The sequence below is a fragment of the Halobacillus shinanisalinarum genome (assembly GCF_022919835.1).
GTDB lineage: Bacteria > Bacillota > Bacilli > Bacillales > Halobacillaceae > Halobacillus_A > Halobacillus_A shinanisalinarum.
Genome location: NZ_CP095074.1, coordinates 667,452 through 691,282 on the forward strand (window position 1 = coordinate 667,452; position 23,831 = coordinate 691,282).

Sequence of the window (23,831 nt, forward strand, 5' to 3'; positions counted from 1 at the left end):
TTTCTAAATGAATTATGCATTTACTTTCATTTGTTTAACTTCTTCAATTAGTTGCGGTACGACATCAAAAAGGTCACCAACAATGCCATAATCCGCTACATTAAAGATGTTCGCTTCAGGGTCTTTATTAATCGCGACAATAACTTTGGAGTTCGACATTCCAGCTAAGTGCTGAATGGCTCCTGAGATTCCGCAAGCAATATACAAATCAGGAGTCACGACTTTACCCGTTTGACCAATTTGCAATGAGTAGTCGCAATATCCAGCATCACAGGCTCCCCTTGATGCCCCGACCGTACCTCCTAAAACGTCTGCAAGTTCTTCCAGAGGTTCAAATCCTTCGGCACTCTTCACACCGCGTCCGCCAGCGATAATAACTTTAGCTTCAGAAAGATCAACACCATCTGAAGATTTACGAATGATATCTTTTACGATGGTACGAATGCTTTTAATTTCAACATCTTTTGTTGTTACTGCACCCGCAAGAGAATCATCTCTATTCGGCGCTGGAATGTTATTTGGACGGATGGTTGCAAAAACAAGTCCATCCGTAATTTCCTTTTTCTCAAAAGCTTTCCCTGAATAAATCGGTCTTGTAAATACAATGTTTCCGCCTTCCGCTACAATTTCTGTTGCATCGGAAATCAGACCTGACTCAAGCTTACTGGCAAGTTTCGGTGTTAAATCCTTTCCTTGCGACGTGTGCCCCATAATAATTCCTTCAGGTGACTCATCTTCAATGACAGCGTAAACAGCTTGACCGTAACCTTCCGTTGTATACGTTTTCAATTCTTCGTTTGAAACAGTGATTACCCGATCAGCTCCATAGTAAACCATTTCTTGTCCCATTTCACTTAAATCGCCATTTCCACAGAGTACTCCTACAACTTCACCTCCATCACTGACAATATTAGCTGCCGCAATGGCCTCAAAGGTTACATTTCTAAGCGACCCTTCACGTGCTTCTCCGATTACTACTACCTTTTTACTCATAACAAGTCTCCTCTCCTATCCCGTTTATTAAAGTACTTTCGCTTCCGTTTTTAATAGAGATACAAGCTCTTTTACTTGGTCTTCTGTTTCGCCTTCTAATACTTTACCTGCCTGTTTTTCAGGTGGTAAGAAGATTTCTGTTGTTTTCGTTTTTGGTTCAACATCGTCTTCGTCTAGGTCCAGGTCATCAATTTCAAGCTCTTCAAGTGGCTTTTTCTTTGCCTTCATGATGCCAGGAAGAGAAGGATAGCGAGGTTCGTTCAGTCCTTGCTGGCAAGTTACGAGTATAGGTAGTGTTGTCTCTACTTTTTCAACATCTCCTTCGACATCGCGTTCAATCTGAACATTTTCCCCATCCACTTTAATACTCGTAATCGTTGTAACAAAAGGAATATCTAAGCGTTCGGCTAGGCGAGGTCCAACTTGCCCGCTCGCTTCATCAATTGCTACGTTTCCTCCTAGAATAATATCTACTTCACGATCTGCAAAAAAAGCTTCAAGAATTTTAACTGTTGTATACTGATCGCCTTCTTCTAGATCATCTTCTGTATTAATTAAAACAGCTTTATCTGCTCCCATAGCAAGTGCTGTACGCAGTTGTTTCTCGGAGTCTTCTTCTCCAATTGTAACAACAGTAACTTCTCCGCCATGCTCATCGCGAAGGTTAATCGCTTCCTCTACCGCATATTCATCATAAGGATTGATGATGAACTCTGCCCCATCCTCTTCAATGCGGCCATTACTGATTGAAATCTTTTCCTCTGTGTCAAACGTACGTTTAAGCAATACATAAATATTCATTATGATTTCCTCCTAAACTATTGATCTTTAAATGCTGGTTTTCTTTTTTCCATAAAGGCCTTAATGCCTTCCTTCGCATCATCATTTCCAAAGACCTCCCCAAACGCTCGAGCCTCCGCTTTACCGCCCTCTGGAAATTGACTTGTGTGGGCATAGGGGACTAGCTTCATAACCTGGTGAATGGTTGGGCCGCTTCTGGCTGCTACTTGTAAAGCAAGCTTCTCTGCTGCTTCGAACAATTCATCAACAGGGAGACTTTTGTTAGCAAGCCCTGCAGCAACGGCTTCCTCACCATTAATAGGTACACCTGTCAAAATCATTTCGTAAGCCTTAGGTGTGCCAACGTAACGAGGAAGACGCTGGGTGCCGGCAAAACCAGGGATAATTCCTAAGTTTAATTCCGGAAGCCCTAGCTTCGCGTCTTCTGCAACATAGCGAATATGGCAGGACATCGCTAATTCAAGTCCTCCACCGAGGGCCGCTCCATGAATAGCAGCAATTACTGGGATATGGAAGTTCTCAATACGATTAAAAAGTTCTTGGCCTTCACTAGATAGCTTCTCATAATCTGATGCATCTTGGAAGGAGGTAAATTCTTTAATGTCTGCCCCTGCTGAGAAAAATTTCCCCTCACCTTTAATAAGGATGGCTTTGATGCTGCTATCTTTCTCTATTTCATCCATTATTTCTGCTAGATCATGTAGTAATGTACTAGAGAGAGGATTTGCCGGTGGGCTTTGAATGGTAATTCGTGCAAGGTGATTTTCTTTTTGGAATTGAACAGTCGACATTAGCTTTCACTCCTCTACGTCTCGCGAAAGGGCCAGTCCATTAATAATAAAACTATGGACATCCTTCGCCTGGTCTACTATGTTATAACGCTGCTCCTTCATAACCCAGTTGGTTATCGCCTCATCCATCATACCAAAAATTAATTGACGAACGAGCTTTCGATTTAAGTTGTCGCGAAAAATCTTCTCTTTGATGCCTTCATCTAAGATTTGATCAATTACTATCATGTAGCCCTTTAACACTTCATTGATCTTGTAACGAAGCTCTTTGTTCGATTGACGAAGTTCAAGTTGTGTAACAATGGCTAAGTGATGATCGGCAGCCAGCTGTTCGAAATGCGTTTGTACTAAAGTGAGCAATTTCTCTTCAGCTGTCTGCCGGGAAGTTGTTTCTAGTTCAATTTTCTCTATAAGCTGGCCCATTTTATCCTGAAATAAAGAGATTAAAATATCCTCTTTATTTTTAAAATAAAGGTAAATGGTTCCATCTGCCACTCCCGCTTTTTTAGCTATTTTTGAAACTTGTGAAGAGTGATATCCATTTTCAGCAATAACAACGACCGCAGCGTCAATAATTTGTTTGTATTTAGGTTTGTTTTTCTTCATAATATCTCCTGCCTTATTTATTGTGAAAATGAATGAATGGTCATTCACACTTTCATGATACAGATTAAAAAATATTCTGTCAACAATCTATAAGTTTTGCAAAGGTTCAGCTTCTCCCAACTTCTTCTTTTCCTCCTCAACAAGTGTTCGGCGCAGGATTTTACCTACAGCCGTCTTTGGCAATTCATTGCGGAACTCATAGACGCGCGGCACTTTAAACGCAGCCAGATTATTGCGGCAGAATTCATTTAATTCTTCTTCTGTTACATCCATACTTTGTTTCTTTACGATAAAAGCCTTTACTGTCTCCCCACGGTAGGCATCTGGTACACCGATAATTACAGCCTCCTGCACAGCTTCATGCTCATATAAAACTTCTTCTACCTCACGAGGATAAATATTAAATCCTCCGGCTATAATCATATCTTTTTTTCGGTCCACCACGTAAAAATAGCCCTCTTCATCCATATAACCCATGTCACCTGTCCGGAACCAGCCTTCCGTATTAAGCACGTTGTCTGTATCCTCTTTACGATTCCAATATCCTCTCATGACTTGAGGTCCTTTTACGGCAATCTCACCTATTTCGCCAAGTTCAACTTCCTCATCCGTCTCCATGTTAAAAATCATAGCGTCTGTATCTGGCCATGGTACACCGATACTTCCGTTCACTCGGTTTTCCCAAATAAAGTTAGAATGAGTCACAGGTGAGGTTTCTGTTAAACCATACCCCTCAATTAGATTCCCGCCGGTAATCTTCTCAAATTTCTCCTGTACCTCAACAGGCAAAGGTGCGGAACCGCTAATACAGGTTTCAATAGAAGATAAGTCGTATTTCTTCAAGTCAGGGTGATTTAACAGAGCAATATAGATAGTGGGAGCTCCTGGAAACAAGGATGGCTTTAGCTTCTCAATTGCCTTTAGTACATCTTCTGGTTCAAACTTGGGCATCAAGATCATTTTTGAGCCCATCATCACAGACAAATTCATCACCGATGTCATCCCATAGACGTGAAAAAATGGTAAAATAGCCAGAACAACTTCCTCGCCTTTTTGTGATTTATACATCCAAGCCATCGACATTTGTGTGTTAGCTACCAAGTTATAGTGGCTGAGCATGACCCCTTTTGGATAGCCAGTAGTCCCACCAGTGTATTGTAGTAAAGCCAGATCTTCAACAGGATCAATATCAACAGGCGATACTTGCCCACTGCTATTTTTCAGGATATGCTTCCACAAATGAGTATCTTGAGATTGCTCTGGTTTTACTAACAGCTGATATTGACGTCTTTGAATAAAAGGGTAGATTTTGTTTTTAGGGAAGGGGAGGTAGTCTTTAATACCTGTTACAATGACATGTTCTAAAGGGGTATTCGGTTTGACATTAGCCACTTTTGGATATAAAACATCTAAACAAACGATCATTTTTGCCCCAGAATCTTTAAGCTGATAGTCAAGTTCGCGTTCCATATATAATGGATTGGTTTGCACAACGATACCGCCTGCCATAAGGATTCCATAATAGGCAATGACCGATTGTGGGCAGTTCGGAAGCATAACTGAAACACGGTCGCCTTTTTCAATCCCTAGCTTTTGTAAATAGCTCGCAAAGAGTTGTGTCTCTTTAAATACTTCGCTAAAAGTCATTTCTTTCCCCATAAAGTGAAGCGCTTTCTTTTCTCCGTATAACGTACTACTTTCCTCCAGGAAACGATGCAATGGTCGTTTATCATATTGCATCGTTATCGGAATTTCAGGCGGGTAATTTTTTAGCCACGGTCGTTGAGCATTTTCCATTAAAAATCCCTCCCACTTCGTATTATTATTATTATACTTATATCCTCAGCAAATTTGAAATATAATTTAAAGCTTTTGAACTTTTATTTTAAAAAAGCTCCCCTATACAAGGAGAGCTTCTTTATAACAGCATGTACACAATACCGATTACTATAAAAAGTGCTGCGATTACGATTAAAATTTTCGCAAGGGTTTCCATTTTACTCCACCCTTCAAATAATATTTGACCCAATAACGTAAGACAGTCCGACAGAAATAATAAAAGAAATGAAACCTACCGCACGGTTATCTTCTGCGATCTCATCATCGATCTTGAATGAGGGGGTAAGGAATTCAAAAATAAAATACCCGATAAGCAGCAACAGAAATCCGAACAAACCCCATCCCATTGTTTGAACCAGCGAATCATTTTCTTGTATAGAGAATCGGAAGATATTAGCAATCCCAAATATTTTTCCACCAGTCGCCATTGCGACAGCCACATTTCCGTTCTTGATTTCTTTCCAGTTATTATACGTGGTCACCAATTCGAATACAGCCATAAATACGACCAAGCATAGTACAACAACACTATAACTTGCCGCTGTTTCCACGAGTGCATGCTCCCAAAATCCTGTCATGATAAGCTCTCCTTTATAAGACTTTACCTTAGTTCAAGGACAGTGACTCCACTCCCCCTTCATTCATTCCGCCAGCACGATAGGAAGCGATTTGACGATGGTTTTTAGCATAGTTTTGGACAGCTGTTCTTAAAGCTCCTGTCCCTTTCCCATGTATAATGGAAACACTCGGATAATTCGCTAGAAGTGCATCATCGATATATTTTTCCAACTGATTTAATGCTTCTTCATATCTTTCTCCTCTAAGGTCAAGCTCCGTTTTCACATGATACCCTTTACCTTTAACGGTGGCCATTGGTTTTTCCTTGTACGGTTGCTTCGCCTTGATAAATTCAAGCTCTTTACGTTTGGCTTTAATTTTCATCACACCGACCTGGACTTGATATTCATTACTATTCGTTTGCTCAATTACCACGCCTTGTTGATTTAGTGTCAACAGTTTTACTTCATCTCCAGATTTTAATTCTCTTGTTTCTTGTCTAGTTTGCGGTTTGGTACTTTCATTTTTTGTGTTTGTTAAGGCAGGTTTGGCCTCATCCAAGGCTTTACGCGCTTCAATCCATTCATGATCTTTAATCTCAGCCTGGTTTTTCATTTGACGGAGTTGGTGGACAATTTCCTCGGCCTCTTGGCGCGCTTTTTCAACAGCTTTTTCTGCTTTAGCCTCAGCTTTTTTATATAGCTGTTCCCTTTTTTCCTCAAACTGTCTCCACTGAGCTTGTAAGTCACGGTACAGCTCTTCCGACTCTTCTAGCGTTTTTTCAGCTGTGTCAAAATCACGTTCTGCATTTCTCGTTGATTCTTCTAATGAGGCGATCATATTTTCAACACTTTGAGAATCCACGCCTACTTGCTGCTTAGCCGTCTCAATAATCGATTCATCTAACCCCAGTCTTCTGGATATCTCAAATGCATTACTGCGTCCTGGAACACCTATCAGCAAACGGTAGGTCGGCTTCAGTGTTTGGATATCAAATTCCACAGAAGCGTTGGTAACCCCTTCACGATTATAACTGTACGCCTTCAATTCAGGGTAGTGGGTTGTTGCGATCACCCTTGCTCCACGGCTAACTACCTCATCAAGGATGGACATGGCAAGAGCTGCACCTTCTTGCGGATCAGTACCTGCACCAAGTTCATCAAATAGAACGAGAGTCCGGTCATTTACATGCTTCAATATCTCCACAATATTAGTCATGTGAGAAGAAAAAGTAGATAAACTTTGTTCAATCGATTGCTCATCACCTATATCGGCAAAGACTTGTTCGAAAACTGCCAGTTCACAACCATCCATAGCGGGTACCTGAAGTCCGGACTGCGCCATCAACGTAAACAATCCGAGTAACTTTAACGTGACGGTTTTACCACCAGTGTTTGGCCCGGTTATGACGATAGATGTGAAGTCTATACCCATCTCTATATCGTTTGGTACAACCTCTTCTGGATCGATGAGCGGGTGTCGGGCCTGCTTGATATTAACACGGCCTCGATCGTTCATATACGGCATAGATGCTTTCATTTCCCTGCCCAGCTTCGCTCGCGCAAACATGAAATCAACATGGGCAAATATGCCTACATTAGAATAGAGAGGTTGTTGCTCTTCGGCAATCTCCTGGGATAATTCTGTTAAAATACGTTCCACTTCTTGTCGTTCTTGTACACGTGCTTCCTGAAGCTGGTTATTCAAGTCAACGACCACTTGTGGCTCAATGAAAAGTGTTGCCCCTGACGCCGACTGGTCATGTACAATACCGCCAATCGAACCACGGTACTCTTGTTTTACTGGCAATACATAGCGTTCATTTCTGATCGTCACAATAGCATCAGACAACATTTTGGTTTTTGACCTCGTGAACGTCTCCATTTTATCACGAACACGGCTCTCCGATGTCCTAATTTTTGAACGAATCGTACGTAGTTTATCAGAAGCTCCATCCATAACCCCTCCATGGTCATCAATACAGCCTCTTATTTTCCTTTCCAGTTCATGTAGAGGAACGATTTCCTCTACTAGCTCCCGTAAAATTGGCATTTCTGGTTCTTCCATATCCTCGACAAAACGTTTCAGCTGGCGACCGCCATATACAGTACTGGCAATGTCCAAACATTCAACCGCACTTAACACGCCACCGATAGTCGTCCGTTTTATACTAGGCTTAATGTCAAAAATCCCCCCAAGAGGTACATGACCTTTGAGCCGAATGATTTGTGCTGCTTCATCTGTTTCTTTCTGCCACTGAATAACTTCTTCAAGTTCAGTTGAGGGCTTTAATGCCAGTGCCCGCTCCTTTCCTAGAGAGGAAGCGGCTTGGCTACCTAATTGATCAATGATTTTCTTATATTCTAAAACATGAAGGATTCGTTGATTCATGTAAGTTAAGTCTCCTTTTTTATAACTAGCTGATGCCAAGACGTTTCATCAACTGTTTCTTCGTCATCGTATTGAGAACCGATTCCTTACGCAGCCATCCTTTTCGTGCAGCTCCCACACCAATTTCCATATGTTCGAGCATTGAATAACTATGAGCGTCCGTATTAATAGCGATCATAACACCGGATTGTTGTGCCTTCATTAACCATTCCCAACTTAGATCCAATCGGTTTGGATTAGCATTCAACTCAAGAATTGTCCCTGTTTGCTTCGCCCCTTCAATCAACTTGTCCAATTGAACGTTGTAACCACTTCTACGGCCAATTAACCGGCCAGTGGGATGGGCAATCATATCAACATGCGGGTTTTCAAGTGCCGCAGATAGCCGCTTCATGATTTGTTCTTCTGACTGATTAAAACTTGAGTGAATCGATGCGATGACATAATCCATCTCTTTTAGGAAATCATCATCAAAGTCTAAAGATCCATCAGGAAGAATGTCCATTTCGATACCAGCAAGAATATGAAAGTCTTCCATCTCGTTATTAATTTTTTCAATCTCTTTCCTTTGCATGCGTAATCGCTCTTCATTTAGTCCATTGGCTATTCGTAGATACTTGGAGTGATCTGTGATCGCAATGTATTCATATCCCATTGCCTTACTTTGCTCCGCCATCTCTCTGATCGATTGTGCACCATCACTCCACGTTGAGTGCATGTGAAGATCACCGCGGATATCACTTTCCTTAAGAAGCGTAATCGAATCTTTGAACGCATCCACTTCTCCAGTATTTTCACGAGCCTCTGGCGGGATAAAGTGGAGGCCGAAGTGGTGGAAAAACTGTTCTTCTGTTTCAAAGGTTAGGATTTCACCGGTCTCCGCATTCTCCACTCCGTATTCACTTATTTTCTCCTGTTTTTGTTTAGCTAACTGTCTCATTGCTACATTATGGTCTTTGGAACCAGTAAAGTGATGTAAAGTTGAGGCAAATTCATGTGGTGCAACGATTCGAAAATCAATGCCAATATCATAACCTTCATTAACAATGATAGACACTTTCGTTTCACCTGAGGAAACCACTTCTTTCACTTCTGGGTAGGCCAGCAGTTCGTCTTTTGTTTGAACTGGGTCGTTTGAAGCAATGATAAAGTCGAGATCTTTAATTGTTTCCCTCATTCTTCGTAAACTGCCTGCACGGGAAAAGCGTTTGATTGTTTTTGTCTTTTTTAAAAAGGTTTCGATTTTCTCTGCGATCGGCAGCATCAGTGCGATTGGCAGCCGTTCAGGCCTTGAACCAGCTTCCTTTAATGTCTTCAGTATTTTCTCTGCAGACTTTTTGCCAAATCCTTCAAGCTCTTCCACCTTTCCTTGTTCGAGGGCTTCCTTTAATGATTCAGCATCTGTTACACCTAACTGTTGGTAAAGCTTTGCTAGTTTTTTTCCGCCTAACCCTTGAATGTCCAGCAATGGGATTAATCCTGCTGGCACTTCTGCCTGTAATTGACGAAGAGTTTCTGATTCCCCATTTTCAATGTATTCATCAATGACTGCTGCTGTCCCTTTACCGATCCCCTTCATTTTTTTGAAATCCTCAATTTCATTTAATGAATGGTCATCTCTCTCTAGTGCTTGGGCAGCTTTTCGGTAAGCAGAGGTTTTAAATGGATTTTCCCCTTTAAGTTCTAAGTAAACAGCAATGGTTTCAAGTAGTTTAACCACTTTCTTTTTATCAATAGCCATAAATTACCCTATCCTTTCATAAAAATAATTTTACAGTTAAGAACAAAGAAAAGGCCGCTATGAAATTTTCACAGCGACCTTTTCTTTGAAAGCGCAACTATCCAAACCAGCCACGACATACATTTCCAACGCCGTCAAGAGGAAGTACTCTCTCCTTAAGGTGATTGACTTCTGCTCAAATATGTGTGGACGGCTTTAGCGCTACAAAGTAGAAATAGCGATCCCTTGCCTTTATAACAAGCTAATCACTTGTTCAACCCACATCGTCTTTATCTGGCTCGAGAGTACTGGTGTTCTCTCAATAATAAACTGGGCAAGAAATGAACCATCCAAGGCGTTCTGAACAAATCCTAAGGGTACTAGTGCCGCTATGTATAAAAGAATAAATAATAGAAAGTATCTCTCTACAAAACCTAAAATACCGCCCAGCAAACTATTTAGTGATTTCAGTACAGGCAAGTCTGAAACAAAATCCAGCATGGAAGCAATGATCTGCAGAATAATTTTCACACCAAAAAACAATATCGCAAAGGCACTGGCATTATAGAATGCCTGCTCAAGCGGCAGGTTTTCCATAAATATCGCCCAGGTTTCCCCTTCTGGAAGTTCAGGATATGGCACCCAGAGAATAAGTTTAGGCGCTAAATTGTCGTAGTACATTACAGCGACGATAAAAGCAGCTATAAATCCAATTAGATGAAACAACTGAAGAATAAAGCCCCTTCTAAATCCCACCATAACTCCTAGAAATAAAATAATGAGAAGTAGTAAATCAATCATGTTAGTTGTCGTCCTCTTTCTCTATCTTATCTATATAATTCATTAATTCTGTACATTCTTCTTTCAATTTAATATATTCATTCATTGTATTTACTGCTGTTAGAACGGCCAGCTTAGCCGTATCTAAACTAGGATTAGCTTCATGTATTTCACGCATCTTCTGATCAACAAGACTGGATACCATGCGGATATGGTGCGGCTCTTCTTGACCAATGATCGTATAGGATCGATTGTTAATCTCAACTGTGATTCTTCTTCTGTTTTTATCTGATTGGGACACATCCATACCCCCTTGATTCTCAAGTCCTAAGCATAATAGTAACATGAAGCGAAACATTTGGGAAACCAAAAAGCTATTTTTGATCCTTGTTCTGTTTCCACTCCTAATTTGCTATACTATTTCTATACTTTTCATATAGAGAGGACTTGAATATGCCACAAGTTGTATTAAGATTATCTAAAAATAAACTTCAAGAAATGAAGCATTTTTATAAACAAGATCTAAAAGCAAATACTCCTGCTAATGCAGCCTTTGCAGCGAAAACTATCAATTGTACCATAACTGCCTACCAGTCAGGCAAAGTGCTTTTCCAAGGTACATCTCCTGAAATGGAATCAAAAAGGTGGGGAGCATCCATGCCTTCATCATCCTCCTCAAGTAGCACAAAAGCACATCGCTTTCACCCATCAGATTCGCTATTTTCCGAGACTCATATTGGCTCAGATGAAGCGGGTACAGGTGATTTCTTCGGACCGATTACAGTCGCTGCAGCCTTTGTAAAAGATCATCAAATCGGCCAGCTGAAAGCTATCGGAGTCAAGGATTCTAAGCACTTATCTGACAAGCAAATTACTCATATAGCCAAACAAATCGTTGACATGAACATTCCATACAGTCTCTTGCGTTTAAATAATTCAAAGTATAATACTTGGCAGGAGAAGGGTTGGACACAGGGTAAAATGAAAACAATGCTCCATCACAAAGCATTAGAGAGTTTACTTACAAAAATATCTCCAGAAAAACCAGCTATTTTAGTCGATCAATTCTCACAGCCAAGCGTGTATCAAAAGCATCTGAAATCAGAAGGAAAAACACTTCAGAAAGGCGTTTATTTTATGACGAAAGCAGAAAGCTATTCCACTTCAGTTGCGGTTGCTTCCATTATCGCGAGATCCAGTTTCGTTAAAGCAATGGACCAGATAGAAATGGATACAGGACTCCCCATCCCTAAAGGCGCTTCCCGAACTGTCGACAAAGCAGCAGCCAAGATTATCAATGTGTACGGTGAAGAGAAACTTCGCGAAATTGCAAAGATACACTTTGCTACACTGGAAAAAGCTCGTAAACTAACTTAAAAACAAGAAGCGTGCCATGGCACGCTTCTTGTTTTTGATCTGTTTCATGTACTCTCACTAAACCTGCGCTTTATCCACGAAGTTCAGCTCGGTGAGTTTGTTTTACTGCATCTAGAATATTGTTATGAGCCTCTTCTACTTCTTTGTCCTTCAATGTTCGCTCAGGATTTAAATAAACGAGGTTATAGGCCAGTGACTTTTTGCCAGGTTCAAGGTGTTCACCCTGGTACACATCAAAGACTTGAACGGCTTTAATGAGTGGGGAACCAGCAGATTGAATCGTTTCTTCAATCTCACCTGCAGGCACTGCTTCATCAACAACTAAAGCGATGTCCCGGCTAACTGCAGGATATTTTGGAATCACTTGGAATGCTTCTTCTTTCGTGTACAATTTAAAGAGCTCATTCACATTAATGTCAAATACATAGGTGTCTTTCAAGCCTAATTCCTTTTGCAGCTTCGGATGAATTTGACCTAAGAATCCTAGGACCGTACCATTAGTTTTTATGAGAGCTGTCCGTCCTGGGTGCATCCGGTCAAGTTTATTTTTCTCAAATGTAAGAGGTATATCCAACTGAGCCGCTAGCCCTTCTACAATTCCTTTAACAACAAAGAAGTCAACGGGCTTCTTCTCCTGTTGCCAAGGATGAGCGACCCATTCCCCTGTTAAAGCACCAGAAGCACGCAATAATTCATTCGGCTGTTTCGTGACTTGTTCTTCCTCGCTGATAAAAACAGTTCCAATCTCATAATAAGCAAGATCGCTTTGTTTTCTTGCCACATTATAAGCGAGTGATTGCAACATTTCTGGCAAGATACTTAACCTTAGATGACTGTGGTCTTCACTCATTGGCATAGAAAGCTTAACAGGTTTCTTCGCTTGTGCCGCTATTTCTCCACTAACAAGCATGGAAGCCCTCTGTTCACTTGTTAGAGAATACGTGATCGCCTCGTCTAAACCTGCTCCTTCGAAATAAGCCTTCATTTTTCGTTTTAACTGCTGTGTCTGGGATAAGCCGCCTGCTTGAGAAGAACCATATGGGAAAGTATATGGAAGGTTATCGTAACCGTAAATTCGTGCGACCTCTTCAAGCATATCTTCAAAAAGGACTACGTCCCCTCTACGGGTGGGAACAGATACGTGAAAGTTGTCTCCTGACTCACTAAAGTTAAACTGCAATCGTTTAAGGATAGTAGCAATTTCCTTATTTGTAATCTCTGTTCCTAACCGATCATTAATGTGTCCTGTCTGAATGGTTACTTTCTTTTCGGAACGGTCTAACTCATCATAGCTGACTACACCAGAGAGCACACTTGCCCCAGCGTATTTTTCAAAAAGTTCACATGCTTTTCTCCCAGCACGTTCAACACGGTTTGGATCGACGCCTTTTTCAAAACGTGTGCTTGATTCACTCCGAAGCCCATGGTCTTTAGAGGATTTCCTCACAATAGCCGGGTCAAAATAAGCTGCTTCTAAAAGAATGGTTGACGTGTCCTTGTTCACTTCCGATTCTCCGCCGCCCATTACGCCGGCGATTGCCTGTGGCTTCGTACCATTCGTAATGACTAACTGGTCGCTAGTTAATGTTCGTTCTTGTTCATCTAAGGTAACGATCGTTTCCCCATCTTTCGCTCTGCGTGTTACGATCTCTTTTGACCCAAAACGATCGTAATCAAATGCATGAAGCGGCTGGCCGTATTCGAGCAGAACATAGTTCGTAATATCGACAACGTTATTGATCGGACGAATACCCGCAGCCGTCAGGCGATTTTGCATCCATAATGGTGCTGAACCTACTGTGACATCTTTAATAATGAAGGCACCGTAATAAGGGTTTGCCTTCCCATCCTCAACATGAACCGTAACATAATCAGAGGCTTGCTCTGCAATCGGATGAACATCCTCTTCGGCCAGCTCATACTCCCTGTCAAGTGCTGCAGCAACTTCATAGGCCACCCCAGCCATACTGAGACAGTCTGCACGGTTCGGTGTTAAACCGAGTTCGATAATGATATCATCTAAGTTTAATAAAGAAATAGCATCGTCACCAACTGTAACGTTTTCAGGGAAAACATAAATGCCATCCTGATATTCTTTCGGAACCTCTTTTTCGTCCACGCCAAGCTCCTGCATAGAACAGATCATTCCATTCGATTCTTCCCCACGCAGTTTTGTTTTCTTAATTTTAAAGTTACCAGGCAGCACTGCTCCTGGAACAGCTACCGCTACATACTGCCCTTCTGCAATGTTCGGAGCGCCACAGACAATCTGTAACGTTTCAGTGCCGACATCGATTTGACATAGCGATAATTTATCTGCGTTAGGATGCTGTTCACACGAAACTACATGTCCGACGACAACACCTGTCACTTTCTCGGCAACAGGTTCTACACTTTCAACCTCTATACCTGTTTTCGTGATGATTTCAGCAAGATCCTCCGGCTGATAATCACGAATATTAATGTATTGATTTAACCAATTTAACGATACTAGCATGTATGATCCTCCTTACGCTTTATGATATTGTTTTAAAAATCGGTGGTCATTTATATAGAAGTTTCGGATATCATCCACGCCATACTTCAGCATAGCAATCCGTTCAGGGCCCATACCGAAGGCAAAGCCTGAATACTCTTTAGGATCATAACCAGCCATTTCGAGTACGTTTGGGTGAACCATTCCCGCTCCTAAAATTTCAATCCAGCCCGTACCTTTACAAACGGAGCAGCCTTCTCCTCCACACATTTTACAAGAAATATCCATCTCAACAGACGGCTCTGTAAATGGGAAAAAGCTTGGACGGAGTCTAATTTCACGCTCTGCCCCGAACATTTGCTTAGCAAAAGCATCAAGTATTCCTTTTAAGTCACTCATACGAACATGCTTATCAACTAATAATCCCTCAATTTGAGTAAACTGATGGGAATGTGTCGCATCATCGGTATCACGACGATACACTTTTCCTGGACAAATCATTCTCACTGGCTCTGATCCATTTTTCAATCCCATTGTTCTGGCCTGAACAGGTGAGGTATGTGTACGCAGAAGAAGCTCTTCTGTAACGTAAAAAGAATCCTGCATATCACGGGCAGGGTGACCTTTTGGCAAATTTAAGGCTTCAAAATTATAATAATCGGTTTCCACTTCAGGACCTTCTTTTATTTCAAATCCCATTCCGATAAACAAATTTTCAATTTCTTCAACAATAGATGTTAACAAATGAGGGCCGCCGACTTGCACAGGACGTCCAGGTAAGGTTACATCAATACTTTCTGCCTCAAGCTGTTTCTCTAGTTCTTCCTCTTCAAAACGTGTTTGTTTAAATTCTATTGCCTCAGCAATTTCTTCCCTGACTTCATTCGCCAGTTGCCCGATTACGGGTCTTTCCTCCTTCGATAACTTCCCCATCCCGCGTAATACTTCAGTAATAGGGCCTTTCTTCCCTAAGTACTCGACACGAATATCTTTAAGCGCCTGGACATCATTGGCTTGCTCTACTTTCGATAACGCTTCTTGCTTTAATTCCTGCAAACGTTCCTTCATACGAAGCTCCTCCTTCAAAATCAAAAATAAAAAAGCCTCACCCCTAAAAAAGGGACGAGACTTGTCTAATCGTTTCGCGGTACCACCCTTGTTGACACACACTACCTGTGCCCACTCAAGATTTAGATAACGGATAGGAATCCGGACACCTTCTAAAGAGTGTCAGCTCAAGAGTGAAATTTCAACAACTGCCACGATGGAAATGCTCTCAGTCCAAGGCACTTCCTCCCTCAATCGATGGTGCAGTCATTTACTTTGCTCTTTCCTCGCTATTTACTATATAACTGTTCATTAATTATAGAGAAAGAAATTCAGATATGCAAGCCTACTCTTTTAGATGATACATTAAAATAGCCGCAGCAATCGCTACATTTAAAGATTCTGCCTGACCATAAATCGGTATGTACACCTTTTCGTCAGCAGAGGATAACAATTCTCCTCTAATTCCCTGGCCCTCATTACCGACGATCAGCGCCGTACGATCAGGCTTAGTGAGTTGCTTATAAGGCGTGGCATTATCCAGGGCAGATGCAAACACTGTCACTCCTATTGCCTTTAGCTTGTCTACAAAACTTTCCAGATTTCCTTGAAAAACAGGAATATGAAACAACGATCCTTGCGTTGAACGAATCGTTTTTTCATTAAAAGGATCCACAGAACCTTCTCCGACGACGACATGATCAAATCCAGCAGCATCTGCCGTCCGAATCAGTGTCCCTAAATTGCCAGGATCTTGAACAGAGTCAATCAGCAATGTGAGGCCTGATGGTTGATAATGATCCCTTTTACGCTCAACGATTGCGGCGATACCTTGTGGTGTTTGCGTTTGTGAAACAGCATGAAACACTTGCTTGTTTACAATTGTAACCTGTTCCTTTAATTCTAAATTAAAGTTTTCTCCATCTCTAATAATAATTTCAAGGACCTTCCATTCACTTTTTAGAACTTCTTCGACTAAATGAAGACCTTCCACTAAAAACGTTCCACTTTTATCTCTATATTTCCGTTTATGTAATTTTTTCCACTCTTTCACCTTTGAGTTATTAACTGACGTAATCATAAAGTTCTCCTTATAGTACATATTCAAGAAGGTAATAAATCGGACTTTCTGAACGTTCTTTATCACGTAGATTTCTTTATTATCATACATAGCTTATTCACATTTGGTCAAACTAAACGTAATTCCAGAGTGGAGGTTATCAGAAAATGGATTTAAACTTAAGAAAAGCAATCCTTTCCAATGTTTCGGGTCACAACACCGAACAGCTTGAAGCAACAATTGTAGACGCTGTTCAAAATGGGGAAGAAAAAATGCTTCCTGGACTTGGTGTTTTATTTGAAATGATTTGGAAAGAAGCCAACGAACAAGATAAACAAGAGATGCTTGAAACTCTTGAGCAAAGCTTACAAAACAAGCAAGCATAGTAAAAGCCACCCCTTGTGGGATGGCTTTTTCTTCAGGCCTCACCTAGTTAAACGTTATTTCTTTTACTTTTTTATCATCCAGACGTTTAATCACTTCTACAATCAAATTCACTGCATTTTCGAAGTCATCACGGTGGAGCATCGCTGCATGTGAATGGATGTAACGTGTGGCAACCGTAATGGACAGGGCAGGGACACCGTCATGGCTTAAATGAATAGCCCCAGAATCTGTTCCTCCTCCAGCCAAGGAATCAAATTGATAAGGGATTGCGTTTTCATCTGCTGTTTCAACAACAAAGTCCCGAACTCCTTTATGGGAGACCATGGAAGCATCATATAAAATAATTTGCGGTCCCTCGCCCATTTTACTTGAAGCATCACGGTCAGAAACGCCAGGTGTATCACCAGCAATCCCTACATCTACGCCAAAAGCAATATCAGGGTTGATTAAATGTGCAGAGGTACGTGCCCCTCGAAGACCCACTTCTTCTTGAACTGTACCCACACCGTATACAATGTTTGGATGTTTTTCTGATTTTAAACGCTTTAATACTTCAATCGCGATGGCACAGCCAATTCGGTTGTCCCAAGCTTTAGCAAGTAACATTTTTTCGTTCTTCATTTGCGTGAACTCGAAGTAAGGAACAATGGAATCCCCTGGTACAACTCCAAATTCCCTCGCTTCTTCCTTGCTGGAGGCGCCGATATCAATAAACATATCTTTGATGTCGACAGCTTTCTTACGCTGGTCCGCAGGTAAAATGTGTGGAGGTTTCGAGCCGATAATCCCAGTTAAGTTGCCCTCCCGAGTCATGATTGTCACTCGTTGCGCCAGCATAACTTGACTCCACCAGCCACCAACGGGCTGAAAGTAAATATAGCCATTGTCATCAATACGTGTGACCATGAAGCCTATTTCGTCGAGATGACCGGCAACCATTACTTTCGGACCTTTTTTGTTCCCTGTCTTTTTAGCAACTAAGCTTCCGAGATTATCTGTGTACACCTCATCAGCATAGGGAGTAATGTACCTTTTCATTACATCACGGGGCTCGCTTTCATTCCCTGGTATTCCGTTTGCATCAGTTAAATCTTGAAGCATTACCAAAGTTTCGTCTTTTTTAGCCATATGTAACATTTCCTCCTTTTTACTCACTAGTCCCTATTATATAGGTTTTTTTGTGAATTCACAAAAAATTACGTCTAATATCCTTCATCTTGTCTTTGAAAGTTCACTTCGTTCTTACGCTTATAAGCCTCTTGTAATTCCTCTTCCTGAAATCCTAGTATTTTTCCAAGAGATAAAAAGGCGGTAAACAACTCAGTATAGCTTGCTTTGTCTTTTTTACGTTTAAAATTCTCGACGGTTGTGAAAATAGATAGAAAAGCTTGTGTTTCGTTTGTAACCTCATTAAGTGGTGATGTCTGATAGCGAAAACCTAGGTCGAGTCCAAGGGATAAGATAAAGTGTAAGCCGTCTACATATTCTTCAAGTACCACATCTTTCTCGCTCGCCGGTTTTGTACTCCAAAATTTAAAACAGCGTGTTTCATTTGCAAGTTCGCTAATTTCTACCAGGAGTGCTACTATTTTATGATCTACGACATTTACACCTTCCAGATCGTGTGCTGATGCTATATGAGCATCTAGTTGATGTTGCATACTATAAAAAGGTTCCCAATTCATATGTATCCTCCTTGAAAAGTTCTTCTATATAAATGTATCATTTTTTGAAACATAACGGCACTGTAAAACGTACATGAGCTAACAACCGATCACAGGGAGACGATAACCATGATTATTATACTATTTCGGTTACTCTTAATTATAGCTATACTCTTCATTATTTACACAGTCTACAAATTTATTATCAATCCAAGGAGAAAACTTGACCATGCCCGGAATAAACAAGAGTTTTATTTTCATGACACAATTGAAAATACGAAGCAGAATTTTTTAATTACCTATAAAGGGCTAATTTTTGAAGGTGAAAAGTATCTTGGTACAACAGAGGAATCCTTTGAAGTCGTTAATATAAACATTTCCGCCCATCACCCAGAAAAGTTAAAGGGACTTGAGAGACATGACTTATATTTCCTTGAAGAGCAAGTGTTAATGAGATACCCTTATGCCGAGATTGAATGGAAGTATCCGATTAACCGCTTGAATATCCGTCCCATTGATGAGTAAGCTACTTTAGTAATAAAAACAAGTTCAGTTCCCGGAATTCCGGGAACTGAACTTGTTTTTTAACTTAGCTTGGCTGGAAAAAATCCTGCCAGATCATAACTTCATATTTTTTCCTTACCATATAGCATGCCCATGCAAGAACTCCTGATAATGCCAGTAACATCGGGATAGATAACAGTGTAATCCATTGTCCCACTGAAGTGTACACGACAGCCAAAGGGAAATTAGCCATCAACGATGATTTTGTATAGTCTTTAAAATCTGTACTCATTTCAATCAAACAGTACGATAACAAATGAAAGTGGATAAAAGGAATTAATCTGAGAATGGCAACCTGCCTCACCGTTAATTGCGATCTTCGCTTATTCCATTTCTGATACATAGCCTGCATTTTTTTCAGACCGAAGGGAACAAAACGAATCATACGGTAAAAAAGCAAACTGGACAATAATGTTCCAATCACTGAATAGGCAGTACCAGCAACAGGTCCGAACAGCAGACCACCTGTTATACAAACAAGCATTACCGGCAAAAATAACAAGGGCCGCAACAAATGAATAACGATAAATAAAAGCGGTGCCCATACTCCTTGATGTTCTATCCATGCCAGAACGGCAGTTGATGCTTCGGCCATCCACTTCGCCTCCCTGCCTACAGATTATGACAATATTATAGGATATAGAACCAAATCAGTGTCAGTAAAACAGCAACCTGTAAGAAAGCTAGCGCGGGCCAACTGAATCTGAAGCGGGTCTGTTTTGTCTTATGTCGGAAAGTGTGCATGCCCGCTGTCCCCCTATAGCTCCCCCTAATAAAGCAAATAACCACAAGTGTTTCTCTTTCACACGCCATTGCCCTTTTCTAGCCTTTCTTTTGTCCGATCCCACTAAAAAGAAAAGTACGATACTGCAGAAAAGGTTTATACCTAAAACAACATATACTATTACTTCCACATTAGTACCTCCGAAATTTAAAAAAACCATTTCCTACCGATCGGAAATGGTTTTTCATAGAACCAATTGCTAGAAAGCAACTCAATAACCTGAGTCCACCTGAGCACTGGATCTTTTTATTTAAGAGCTGATTTTGCTTGACTTGCTAGGCTTGAGAACCCTTTTTCATCATTGACGGCAAGGTCTGCAAGCATTTTACGGTTTACTTCTACACCCGCAAGCTTAAGTCCATGCATAAGTCGGCTGTAAGAAATATCATTCATACGTGCTGCCGCATTAATACGCGCAATCCAAAGTTTGCGGAAGTCACGTTTTTTCTGACGACGGTCACGGTATGCATACTGACCTGATTTCATTACTTGTTGTTTTGCAGTTTTGAATAGAGCATGTTTTGAACCATAATAACCTTTTGCTAGTTTAAGGACACGATTACGACGTTTACGTGTCACTGTTCCACCTTTAACTCGTGGCATTGGAATTCCCTCCTATATGAATCTTGATTCGTTTATTATTTTTTCGGAAGCATGTGCTTGATACGACGGAAGTCTCCGGCAGATACCAATGTAGCCTTACGCAATTTACGTTTTTGCTTCGTAGATTTATTGGCAAATAAGTGGCTTGTGAACGCGTGGGAGCGCTTCACCTTTCCACTACCTGTTTTCTTGAAACGTTTTTGAGAACCTTTATGGGTTTTCATTTTAGGCATGACAATTTCCTCCTTTTACTAATTCTACTTACTTCTCCGCAAGAGGAGCAAGCATCATAAACATATTACGACCTTCCATTTTTGGTTTGGTCTCAATGGTAGCAACGTCCTGACACTCTTCAGCCAGACGTTCAAGAACTTTTTGTCCAAGTTCTTTGTGAGTGATCGCACGACCGCGGAAACGCACAGATGCTTTCACTTTATCGCCTTTTGTTAGGAATTTACGAGCATTACGAAGCTTTGTATTGAAGTCATGCTCTTCAATTCCCGGACTTAAGCGAACTTCTTTAAGCTTGATAATCGTTTGATTCTTACGAGCCTCTTTTTCTTTCTTCTGCTGCTCGTAACGGTACTTACCATAATCCATGATTCGGCAAACCGGAGGCTTCGCATTCGGAGCCACCATGACAAGGTCAAGATTGGCATTTGTCGCAATATCAAGTGCTTCATTACGAGATTTAACTCCGAGCTGCTCACCGTTTACATCAATGAGTCTTACTTCACGTGCGCGAATTTTCTCATTAACATTCATGTTATCCTTGCTAATAGTCAGCCACCTCCAACATATTTTAGAAACTTATATGAGATCCGTCATCGACAAGTGGTTTTGAATCCATAAAAAAAGTGTCGGTACACATACTGCACCCACACGTTTCCCTTATAGAATACAAAGGATAAGTAACCTGCCAACTGCACATCTCGCGTCGATCAGGTGAGAAGCGGGTGCTTCTTCTTGTCTCAGATCCGTTCATTCAGTTACTTAAACAATAGTAGCATGCTTGCACATCTTACGTCAATAGCAAACTACTTATTCGTAAGGCTCCTCATACATAATATAAGATTTCACCATAATAATCAAGGAAAATTGAAAAGCGTCACCGAGAGGGATGACGCTTTTACCTTATTTATTCAAAAGTTTTAAGTCAATTTCATTTTTGATTTCTTCTTTAAATCTTGCAACAGTTTTCGTTTCCGAATTTTGTTCTCCATAACGGCGGACGTTAACAGCTTGGTTCTCAATTTCTCGATCTCCCACCACAAGCTGAAATGGGATCTTTTGTGTCTGGGCCTCACGGATCTTATAGCCTATTTTCTCGTTTCGCTCATCTACTTCTACCCGTACCCCTGCTTCTCTCAACTCATCTTCCAGTTTTTTTGCATAGTCAAGATGGACTTCTGCAGAAACTGGGATAATCTTCGCCTGGACAGGTGCCAACCATGTTGGGAAGGCCCCCTTATATTCCTCGATCAGGAAAGCAACGAAACGTTCCATCGTTGAAACAACACCACGGTGAATGACAACAGGACGATGGTCTTTTCCATCTTCACCTACATAAGTTAAGTCAAAGCGTTCCGGAAGATGGAAGTCGAGCTGAACAGTAGAAAGTGTCTCTTCTTTACCGAGCGCCGTTTTCACTTGAACATCAAGCTTCGGTCCGTAAAACGCTGCTTCTCCTTCGGCTTCAACATAATCAAGCTCCATATCCTCCATTGTTTCTTTAAGCATCGCTTGTGCTTTCTCCCACATTTCATCATTATCAACATATTTCTCTTTGTCTTCTGGATCCCGATAAGATAAGCGGAAGCTGTAGTCGTTAATGCCAAAATCACGATAAACTTCCTGAACAAGTCGAACCACTCGTTTGAACTCATCCTTCAATTGATCGGGACGAGCAAAAATATGGGCATCATTCAATGTCATCGCCCGTACTCTTTGCAACCCAGCAAGTGCTCCAGACATTTCATGACGGTGCATTGTTCCCAGTTCAGCAATACGGACAGGTAGGTTACGATAACTATAAAACTCATTTTTATAGACCATCATATGGTGAGGACAGTTCATTGGACGAAGCACCAGGTCTTCATTGTCCATTTCCAATGTCGGAAACATATCGTCCTTATAATGATCCCAGTGTCCACTCTTCTTGTATAAATCAACACTCCCAAGTACAGGTGTATAAACATGGTCATAACCTAACCGTTCTTCTGTATCGACGATGTAGCGCTCAATGTTCCGGCGGATTGTCGCACCCTTAGGCAGCCATAGCGGCAGACCTTGACCAACTTGCTGATTAACTGTAAATAATCCTAATTCTTTTCCTAATTTACGATGGTCACGCTCTTTCGCTTCTTCGAGGAGATGTAAATACTCGTCGAGCTGTGCCTGTTTCTCAAAAGCTGTGCCATAAATACGCTGCAACATCTTATTGTCGCTATCCCCGCGCCAGTATGCTCCTGAAATGTTCAGCAGTTTAAAAATCTTAATTTTACTCGTCTGTGGCACGTGAACACCACGGCAAAGATCGAAAAACTCTCCTTGCTTATAAATAGTCAGGGACTCCCCAGCAGGAATATCTTGTATCAGTTCAAGCTTTAATTCATCACCAAGTTCTTTATATTTTTCAATTGCTTCTTCACGAGACAACTCGATCCGTTCAACTTCCAAATTCTCATCTACAATTCGCTGCATTTCTTTCTCAATTTTAGGCAAGTCTTCAGGCGTTAATGATACATCAAGATCAATATCGTAATAAAATCCGTTTTCAATAACAGGACCTACACCCAGCTTAACTTCACCATACAAACGCTTAATCGCCTGTGCCATTAGGTGTGCAGTGGAGTGACGTAGTACATTGATTCCTTCTGGATTTTTGTACGTTAGAATCTCAACCGCTCCGTCCCTTTCAATTGGACGTCTTAGATCATAGTCTTCGCCATCTAATTTAATGGCTAGGGATTGTTTTTTAAGGCCTGGAGAAATAGAATGTGCAATTTCTTCTCCTGTTGTTCCTTTAGAAAATTCCTTCTTATTGCCATCAGGAAAAGTAATTTGAATCGGTTCTGCCATGTTTGCCACTCCTTTTTTTAAAAAAATAAAAAACGCTCGTCCCTCATGCTTAACTAAGCAAAAGGGACGAGCGTGATTACTCGCGGTTCCACCCAAACATTTCCGCAAACATGCGGCTTCATTCATCCTTAACGCGGACCAAACGCTGTTTATTACTCATAAATTTTCACAAACAGTGCTCAGAGGTGGTAAACAGCTAAACCGTCAAGAAGGAGCTTTCAGCCATGACTCCTCTCTCTACACAAGCGTCAATTAGTGTTCTTGTCCTCATTAATGCAGCTAGATAATATGTAGGTATTATAGCCGGAA

General features: G+C 41.1%; 23 protein-coding genes, 1 pseudogene and 3 other annotated features. Of the genes and pseudogenes, 3 read left to right on the forward strand and 21 right to left on the reverse strand.

The features are described from left to right. Positions 1-12: 12 nt before the first annotated feature. From MUO14_RS03660 to zapA, 10 genes and pseudogenes are all read right to left on the reverse strand, one after another. Positions 13-993: an electron transfer flavoprotein subunit alpha/FixB family protein gene (locus MUO14_RS03660; RefSeq protein WP_244753686.1), complete on the reverse strand. Its 981-nt coding sequence runs from the start codon at positions 991-993 to the stop codon at positions 13-15. Positions 994-1,020: 27 nt separating this feature from the next. Beyond that, positions 1,021-1,794: an electron transfer flavoprotein subunit beta/FixA family protein gene (locus MUO14_RS03665; protein ID WP_244753687.1), complete on the reverse strand. Its 774-nt coding sequence runs from the start codon at positions 1,792-1,794 to the stop codon at positions 1,021-1,023. Positions 1,795-1,811: 17 nt separating this feature from the next. After that, positions 1,812-2,585, reverse strand: a complete 774-nt coding sequence (locus MUO14_RS03670) for an enoyl-CoA hydratase (protein WP_244753688.1) — start codon at positions 2,583-2,585, stop codon at positions 1,812-1,814. Between the two features lie 6 nt (positions 2,586-2,591). Then, positions 2,592-3,191 (reverse strand): fatty acid metabolism transcriptional regulator FadR, encoded by a 600-nt coding sequence (locus tag MUO14_RS03675; protein ID WP_244753689.1) that lies wholly within the window; start codon positions 3,189-3,191, stop codon positions 2,592-2,594. Between the two features lie 87 nt (positions 3,192-3,278). Next, positions 3,279-4,988 (reverse strand): AMP-binding protein, encoded by a 1,710-nt coding sequence (locus MUO14_RS03680; protein ID WP_244753690.1) that lies wholly within the window; start codon positions 4,986-4,988, stop codon positions 3,279-3,281. A 212-nt stretch (positions 4,989-5,200) separates the two neighbouring features. Beyond that, a complete protein-coding gene (locus tag MUO14_RS03685; RefSeq protein ID WP_244753691.1) occupies positions 5,201-5,608 on the reverse strand; it encodes a DUF350 domain-containing protein in 408 nt (135 codons plus the stop codon). A gap of 23 nt (positions 5,609-5,631) precedes the next feature. Then, positions 5,632-7,979, reverse strand: a pseudogene (locus MUO14_RS03690) (endonuclease MutS2). A 25-nt stretch (positions 7,980-8,004) separates the two neighbouring features. Continuing rightward, positions 8,005-9,720, reverse strand: a complete 1,716-nt coding sequence (gene polX, locus MUO14_RS03695) for a DNA polymerase/3'-5' exonuclease PolX (protein ID WP_244753692.1) — start codon at positions 9,718-9,720, stop codon at positions 8,005-8,007. 231 nt (positions 9,721-9,951) lie between these two features. After that, positions 9,952-10,500 (reverse strand): CvpA family protein, encoded by a 549-nt coding sequence (locus tag MUO14_RS03700; RefSeq protein ID WP_244753693.1) that lies wholly within the window; start codon positions 10,498-10,500, stop codon positions 9,952-9,954. A gap of 1 nt (position 10,501) precedes the next feature. Beyond that, entirely contained in the window at positions 10,502-10,786 is a 285-nt protein-coding gene (gene zapA, locus MUO14_RS03705) for a cell division protein ZapA (RefSeq protein ID WP_396265801.1), read from the reverse strand. 146 nt (positions 10,787-10,932) lie between these two features. Here zapA and rnhC point away from each other — a divergent pair, with 146 nt between their 5' ends. Further along, a complete protein-coding gene (rnhC, locus tag MUO14_RS03710) occupies positions 10,933-11,856 on the forward strand; it encodes a ribonuclease HIII (protein ID WP_244753695.1) in 924 nt (307 codons plus the stop codon). Positions 11,857-11,926: 70 nt separating this feature from the next. Here rnhC and pheT read toward each other — a convergent pair whose 3' ends face one another. The 3 genes from pheT to MUO14_RS03725 form a co-directional block, all read right to left on the reverse strand. Then, positions 11,927-14,353, reverse strand: coding sequence for a phenylalanine--tRNA ligase subunit beta (gene pheT, locus MUO14_RS03715; RefSeq protein WP_244753696.1), 2,427 nt, complete (start codon positions 14,351-14,353; stop codon positions 11,927-11,929). Positions 14,354-14,365: 12 nt separating this feature from the next. Continuing rightward, the gene (gene pheS, locus MUO14_RS03720; RefSeq protein WP_244753697.1) at positions 14,366-15,400 is read right to left on the reverse strand and encodes a phenylalanine--tRNA ligase subunit alpha; all 1,035 of its coding nucleotides are present in this window, start codon (positions 15,398-15,400) and stop codon (positions 14,366-14,368) included. Between the two features lie 47 nt (positions 15,401-15,447). Further along, positions 15,448-15,676 (reverse strand) — a binding site (T-box leader). A 49-nt stretch (positions 15,677-15,725) separates the two neighbouring features. Continuing rightward, entirely contained in the window at positions 15,726-16,460 is a 735-nt protein-coding gene (locus tag MUO14_RS03725; protein WP_244753698.1) for a TrmH family RNA methyltransferase, read from the reverse strand. 146 nt (positions 16,461-16,606) lie between these two features. Here MUO14_RS03725 and sspI point away from each other — a divergent pair, with 146 nt between their 5' ends. Further along, a complete protein-coding gene (gene sspI / locus MUO14_RS03730) occupies positions 16,607-16,825 on the forward strand; it encodes a small acid-soluble spore protein SspI (protein WP_244753699.1) in 219 nt (72 codons plus the stop codon). Positions 16,826-16,868: 43 nt separating this feature from the next. Here the strand turns inward: sspI and MUO14_RS03735 are convergent, their stop codons facing one another. Further along, complete coding sequence (locus MUO14_RS03735; RefSeq protein ID WP_244753700.1) at positions 16,869-17,954, reverse strand: M42 family metallopeptidase; 1,086 nt, start codon at positions 17,952-17,954, stop codon at positions 16,869-16,871. A gap of 74 nt (positions 17,955-18,028) precedes the next feature. After that, positions 18,029-18,511: a dUTP diphosphatase gene (locus MUO14_RS03740; RefSeq protein WP_244753701.1), complete on the reverse strand. Its 483-nt coding sequence runs from the start codon at positions 18,509-18,511 to the stop codon at positions 18,029-18,031. Positions 18,512-18,619: 108 nt separating this feature from the next. Between MUO14_RS03740 and MUO14_RS03745 the strand changes: the two genes are divergently transcribed. Continuing rightward, positions 18,620-19,015 (forward strand): sigma-w pathway protein ysdB, encoded by a 396-nt coding sequence (locus MUO14_RS03745; protein WP_244753702.1) that lies wholly within the window; start codon positions 18,620-18,622, stop codon positions 19,013-19,015. Positions 19,016-19,079: 64 nt separating this feature from the next. Here MUO14_RS03745 and MUO14_RS03750 read toward each other — a convergent pair whose 3' ends face one another. The 6 genes from MUO14_RS03750 to thrS all read right to left on the reverse strand — a co-directional run bounded on the left by MUO14_RS03750 (position 19,080) and on the right by thrS (position 23,522). Then, the gene (locus tag MUO14_RS03750) at positions 19,080-19,649 is read right to left on the reverse strand and encodes a TVP38/TMEM64 family protein (RefSeq protein ID WP_244753703.1); all 570 of its coding nucleotides are present in this window, start codon (positions 19,647-19,649) and stop codon (positions 19,080-19,082) included. Between the two features lie 88 nt (positions 19,650-19,737). Further along, positions 19,738-19,968: a DUF1294 domain-containing protein gene (locus MUO14_RS03755; protein WP_318036013.1), complete on the reverse strand. Its 231-nt coding sequence runs from the start codon at positions 19,966-19,968 to the stop codon at positions 19,738-19,740. A gap of 116 nt (positions 19,969-20,084) precedes the next feature. Continuing rightward, positions 20,085-20,441: a 50S ribosomal protein L20 gene (gene rplT, locus MUO14_RS03760; protein ID WP_244753704.1), complete on the reverse strand. Its 357-nt coding sequence runs from the start codon at positions 20,439-20,441 to the stop codon at positions 20,085-20,087. A gap of 35 nt (positions 20,442-20,476) precedes the next feature. Then, a complete protein-coding gene (rpmI, locus tag MUO14_RS03765; RefSeq protein WP_079530483.1) occupies positions 20,477-20,674 on the reverse strand; it encodes a 50S ribosomal protein L35 in 198 nt (65 codons plus the stop codon). 28 nt (positions 20,675-20,702) lie between these two features. Then, complete coding sequence (infC, locus tag MUO14_RS03770; RefSeq protein ID WP_244753705.1) at positions 20,703-21,206, reverse strand: translation initiation factor IF-3; 504 nt, start codon at positions 21,204-21,206, stop codon at positions 20,703-20,705. Between the two features lie 80 nt (positions 21,207-21,286). Further along, positions 21,287-21,415: a sequence feature (ribosomal protein L20 leader region), on the reverse strand. Between the two features lie 160 nt (positions 21,416-21,575). Then, positions 21,576-23,522, reverse strand: a complete 1,947-nt coding sequence (gene thrS / locus MUO14_RS03775) for a threonine--tRNA ligase (protein ID WP_244753706.1) — start codon at positions 23,520-23,522, stop codon at positions 21,576-21,578. Positions 23,523-23,581: 59 nt separating this feature from the next. Further along, positions 23,582-23,805, reverse strand: a binding site (T-box leader). Positions 23,806-23,831 lie beyond the last annotated feature (26 nt).

Excerpts from the sequence above, each read along its gene's own strand:
- MUO14_RS03660 (WP_244753686.1), bottom strand. The coding sequence starts at position 993 with ATGAGTAAAAAGGTAGTAGTAATCGGAGAAGCACGTGAAGGGTCGCTT.
- MUO14_RS03665 (WP_244753687.1), bottom strand. The coding sequence starts at position 1,794 with ATGAATATTTATGTATTGCTTAAACGTACGTTTGACACAGAGGAAAAG.
- MUO14_RS03670 (WP_244753688.1), bottom strand. The coding sequence starts at position 2,585 with ATGTCGACTGTTCAATTCCAAAAAGAAAATCACCTTGCACGAATTACC.
- MUO14_RS03675 (WP_244753689.1), bottom strand. The coding sequence starts at position 3,191 with ATGAAGAAAAACAAACCTAAATACAAACAAATTATTGACGCTGCGGTC.
- MUO14_RS03680 (WP_244753690.1), bottom strand. The coding sequence starts at position 4,988 with ATGGAAAATGCTCAACGACCGTGGCTAAAAAATTACCCGCCTGAAATT.
- MUO14_RS03685 (WP_244753691.1), bottom strand. The coding sequence starts at position 5,608 with ATGACAGGATTTTGGGAGCATGCACTCGTGGAAACAGCGGCAAGTTAT.
- polX (WP_244753692.1), bottom strand. The coding sequence starts at position 9,720 with ATGGCTATTGATAAAAAGAAAGTGGTTAAACTACTTGAAACCATTGCT.
- MUO14_RS03700 (WP_244753693.1), bottom strand. The coding sequence starts at position 10,500 with ATGATTGATTTACTACTTCTCATTATTTTATTTCTAGGAGTTATGGTG.
- zapA (WP_396265801.1), bottom strand. The coding sequence starts at position 10,786 with ATGGATGTGTCCCAATCAGATAAAAACAGAAGAAGAATCACAGTTGAG.
- rnhC (WP_244753695.1), top strand. The coding sequence starts at position 10,933 with ATGCCACAAGTTGTATTAAGATTATCTAAAAATAAACTTCAAGAAATG.
- pheT (WP_244753696.1), bottom strand. The coding sequence starts at position 14,353 with ATGCTAGTATCGTTAAATTGGTTAAATCAATACATTAATATTCGTGAT.
- pheS (WP_244753697.1), bottom strand. The coding sequence starts at position 15,400 with ATGAAGGAACGTTTGCAGGAATTAAAGCAAGAAGCGTTATCGAAAGTA.
- MUO14_RS03725 (WP_244753698.1), bottom strand. The coding sequence starts at position 16,460 with ATGATTACGTCAGTTAATAACTCAAAGGTGAAAGAGTGGAAAAAATTA.
- sspI (WP_244753699.1), top strand. The coding sequence starts at position 16,607 with ATGGATTTAAACTTAAGAAAAGCAATCCTTTCCAATGTTTCGGGTCAC.
- MUO14_RS03735 (WP_244753700.1), bottom strand. The coding sequence starts at position 17,954 with ATGGCTAAAAAAGACGAAACTTTGGTAATGCTTCAAGATTTAACTGAT.
- MUO14_RS03740 (WP_244753701.1), bottom strand. The coding sequence starts at position 18,511 with ATGAATTGGGAACCTTTTTATAGTATGCAACATCAACTAGATGCTCAT.
- MUO14_RS03745 (WP_244753702.1), top strand. The coding sequence starts at position 18,620 with ATGATTATTATACTATTTCGGTTACTCTTAATTATAGCTATACTCTTC.
- MUO14_RS03750 (WP_244753703.1), bottom strand. The coding sequence starts at position 19,649 with ATGGCCGAAGCATCAACTGCCGTTCTGGCATGGATAGAACATCAAGGA.
- rplT (WP_244753704.1), bottom strand. The coding sequence starts at position 20,441 with ATGCCACGAGTTAAAGGTGGAACAGTGACACGTAAACGTCGTAATCGT.
- rpmI (WP_079530483.1), bottom strand. The coding sequence starts at position 20,674 with ATGCCTAAAATGAAAACCCATAAAGGTTCTCAAAAACGTTTCAAGAAA.
- infC (WP_244753705.1), bottom strand. The coding sequence starts at position 21,206 with ATGAATGTTAATGAGAAAATTCGCGCACGTGAAGTAAGACTCATTGAT.
- thrS (WP_244753706.1), bottom strand. The coding sequence starts at position 23,522 with ATGGCAGAACCGATTCAAATTACTTTTCCTGATGGCAATAAGAAGGAA.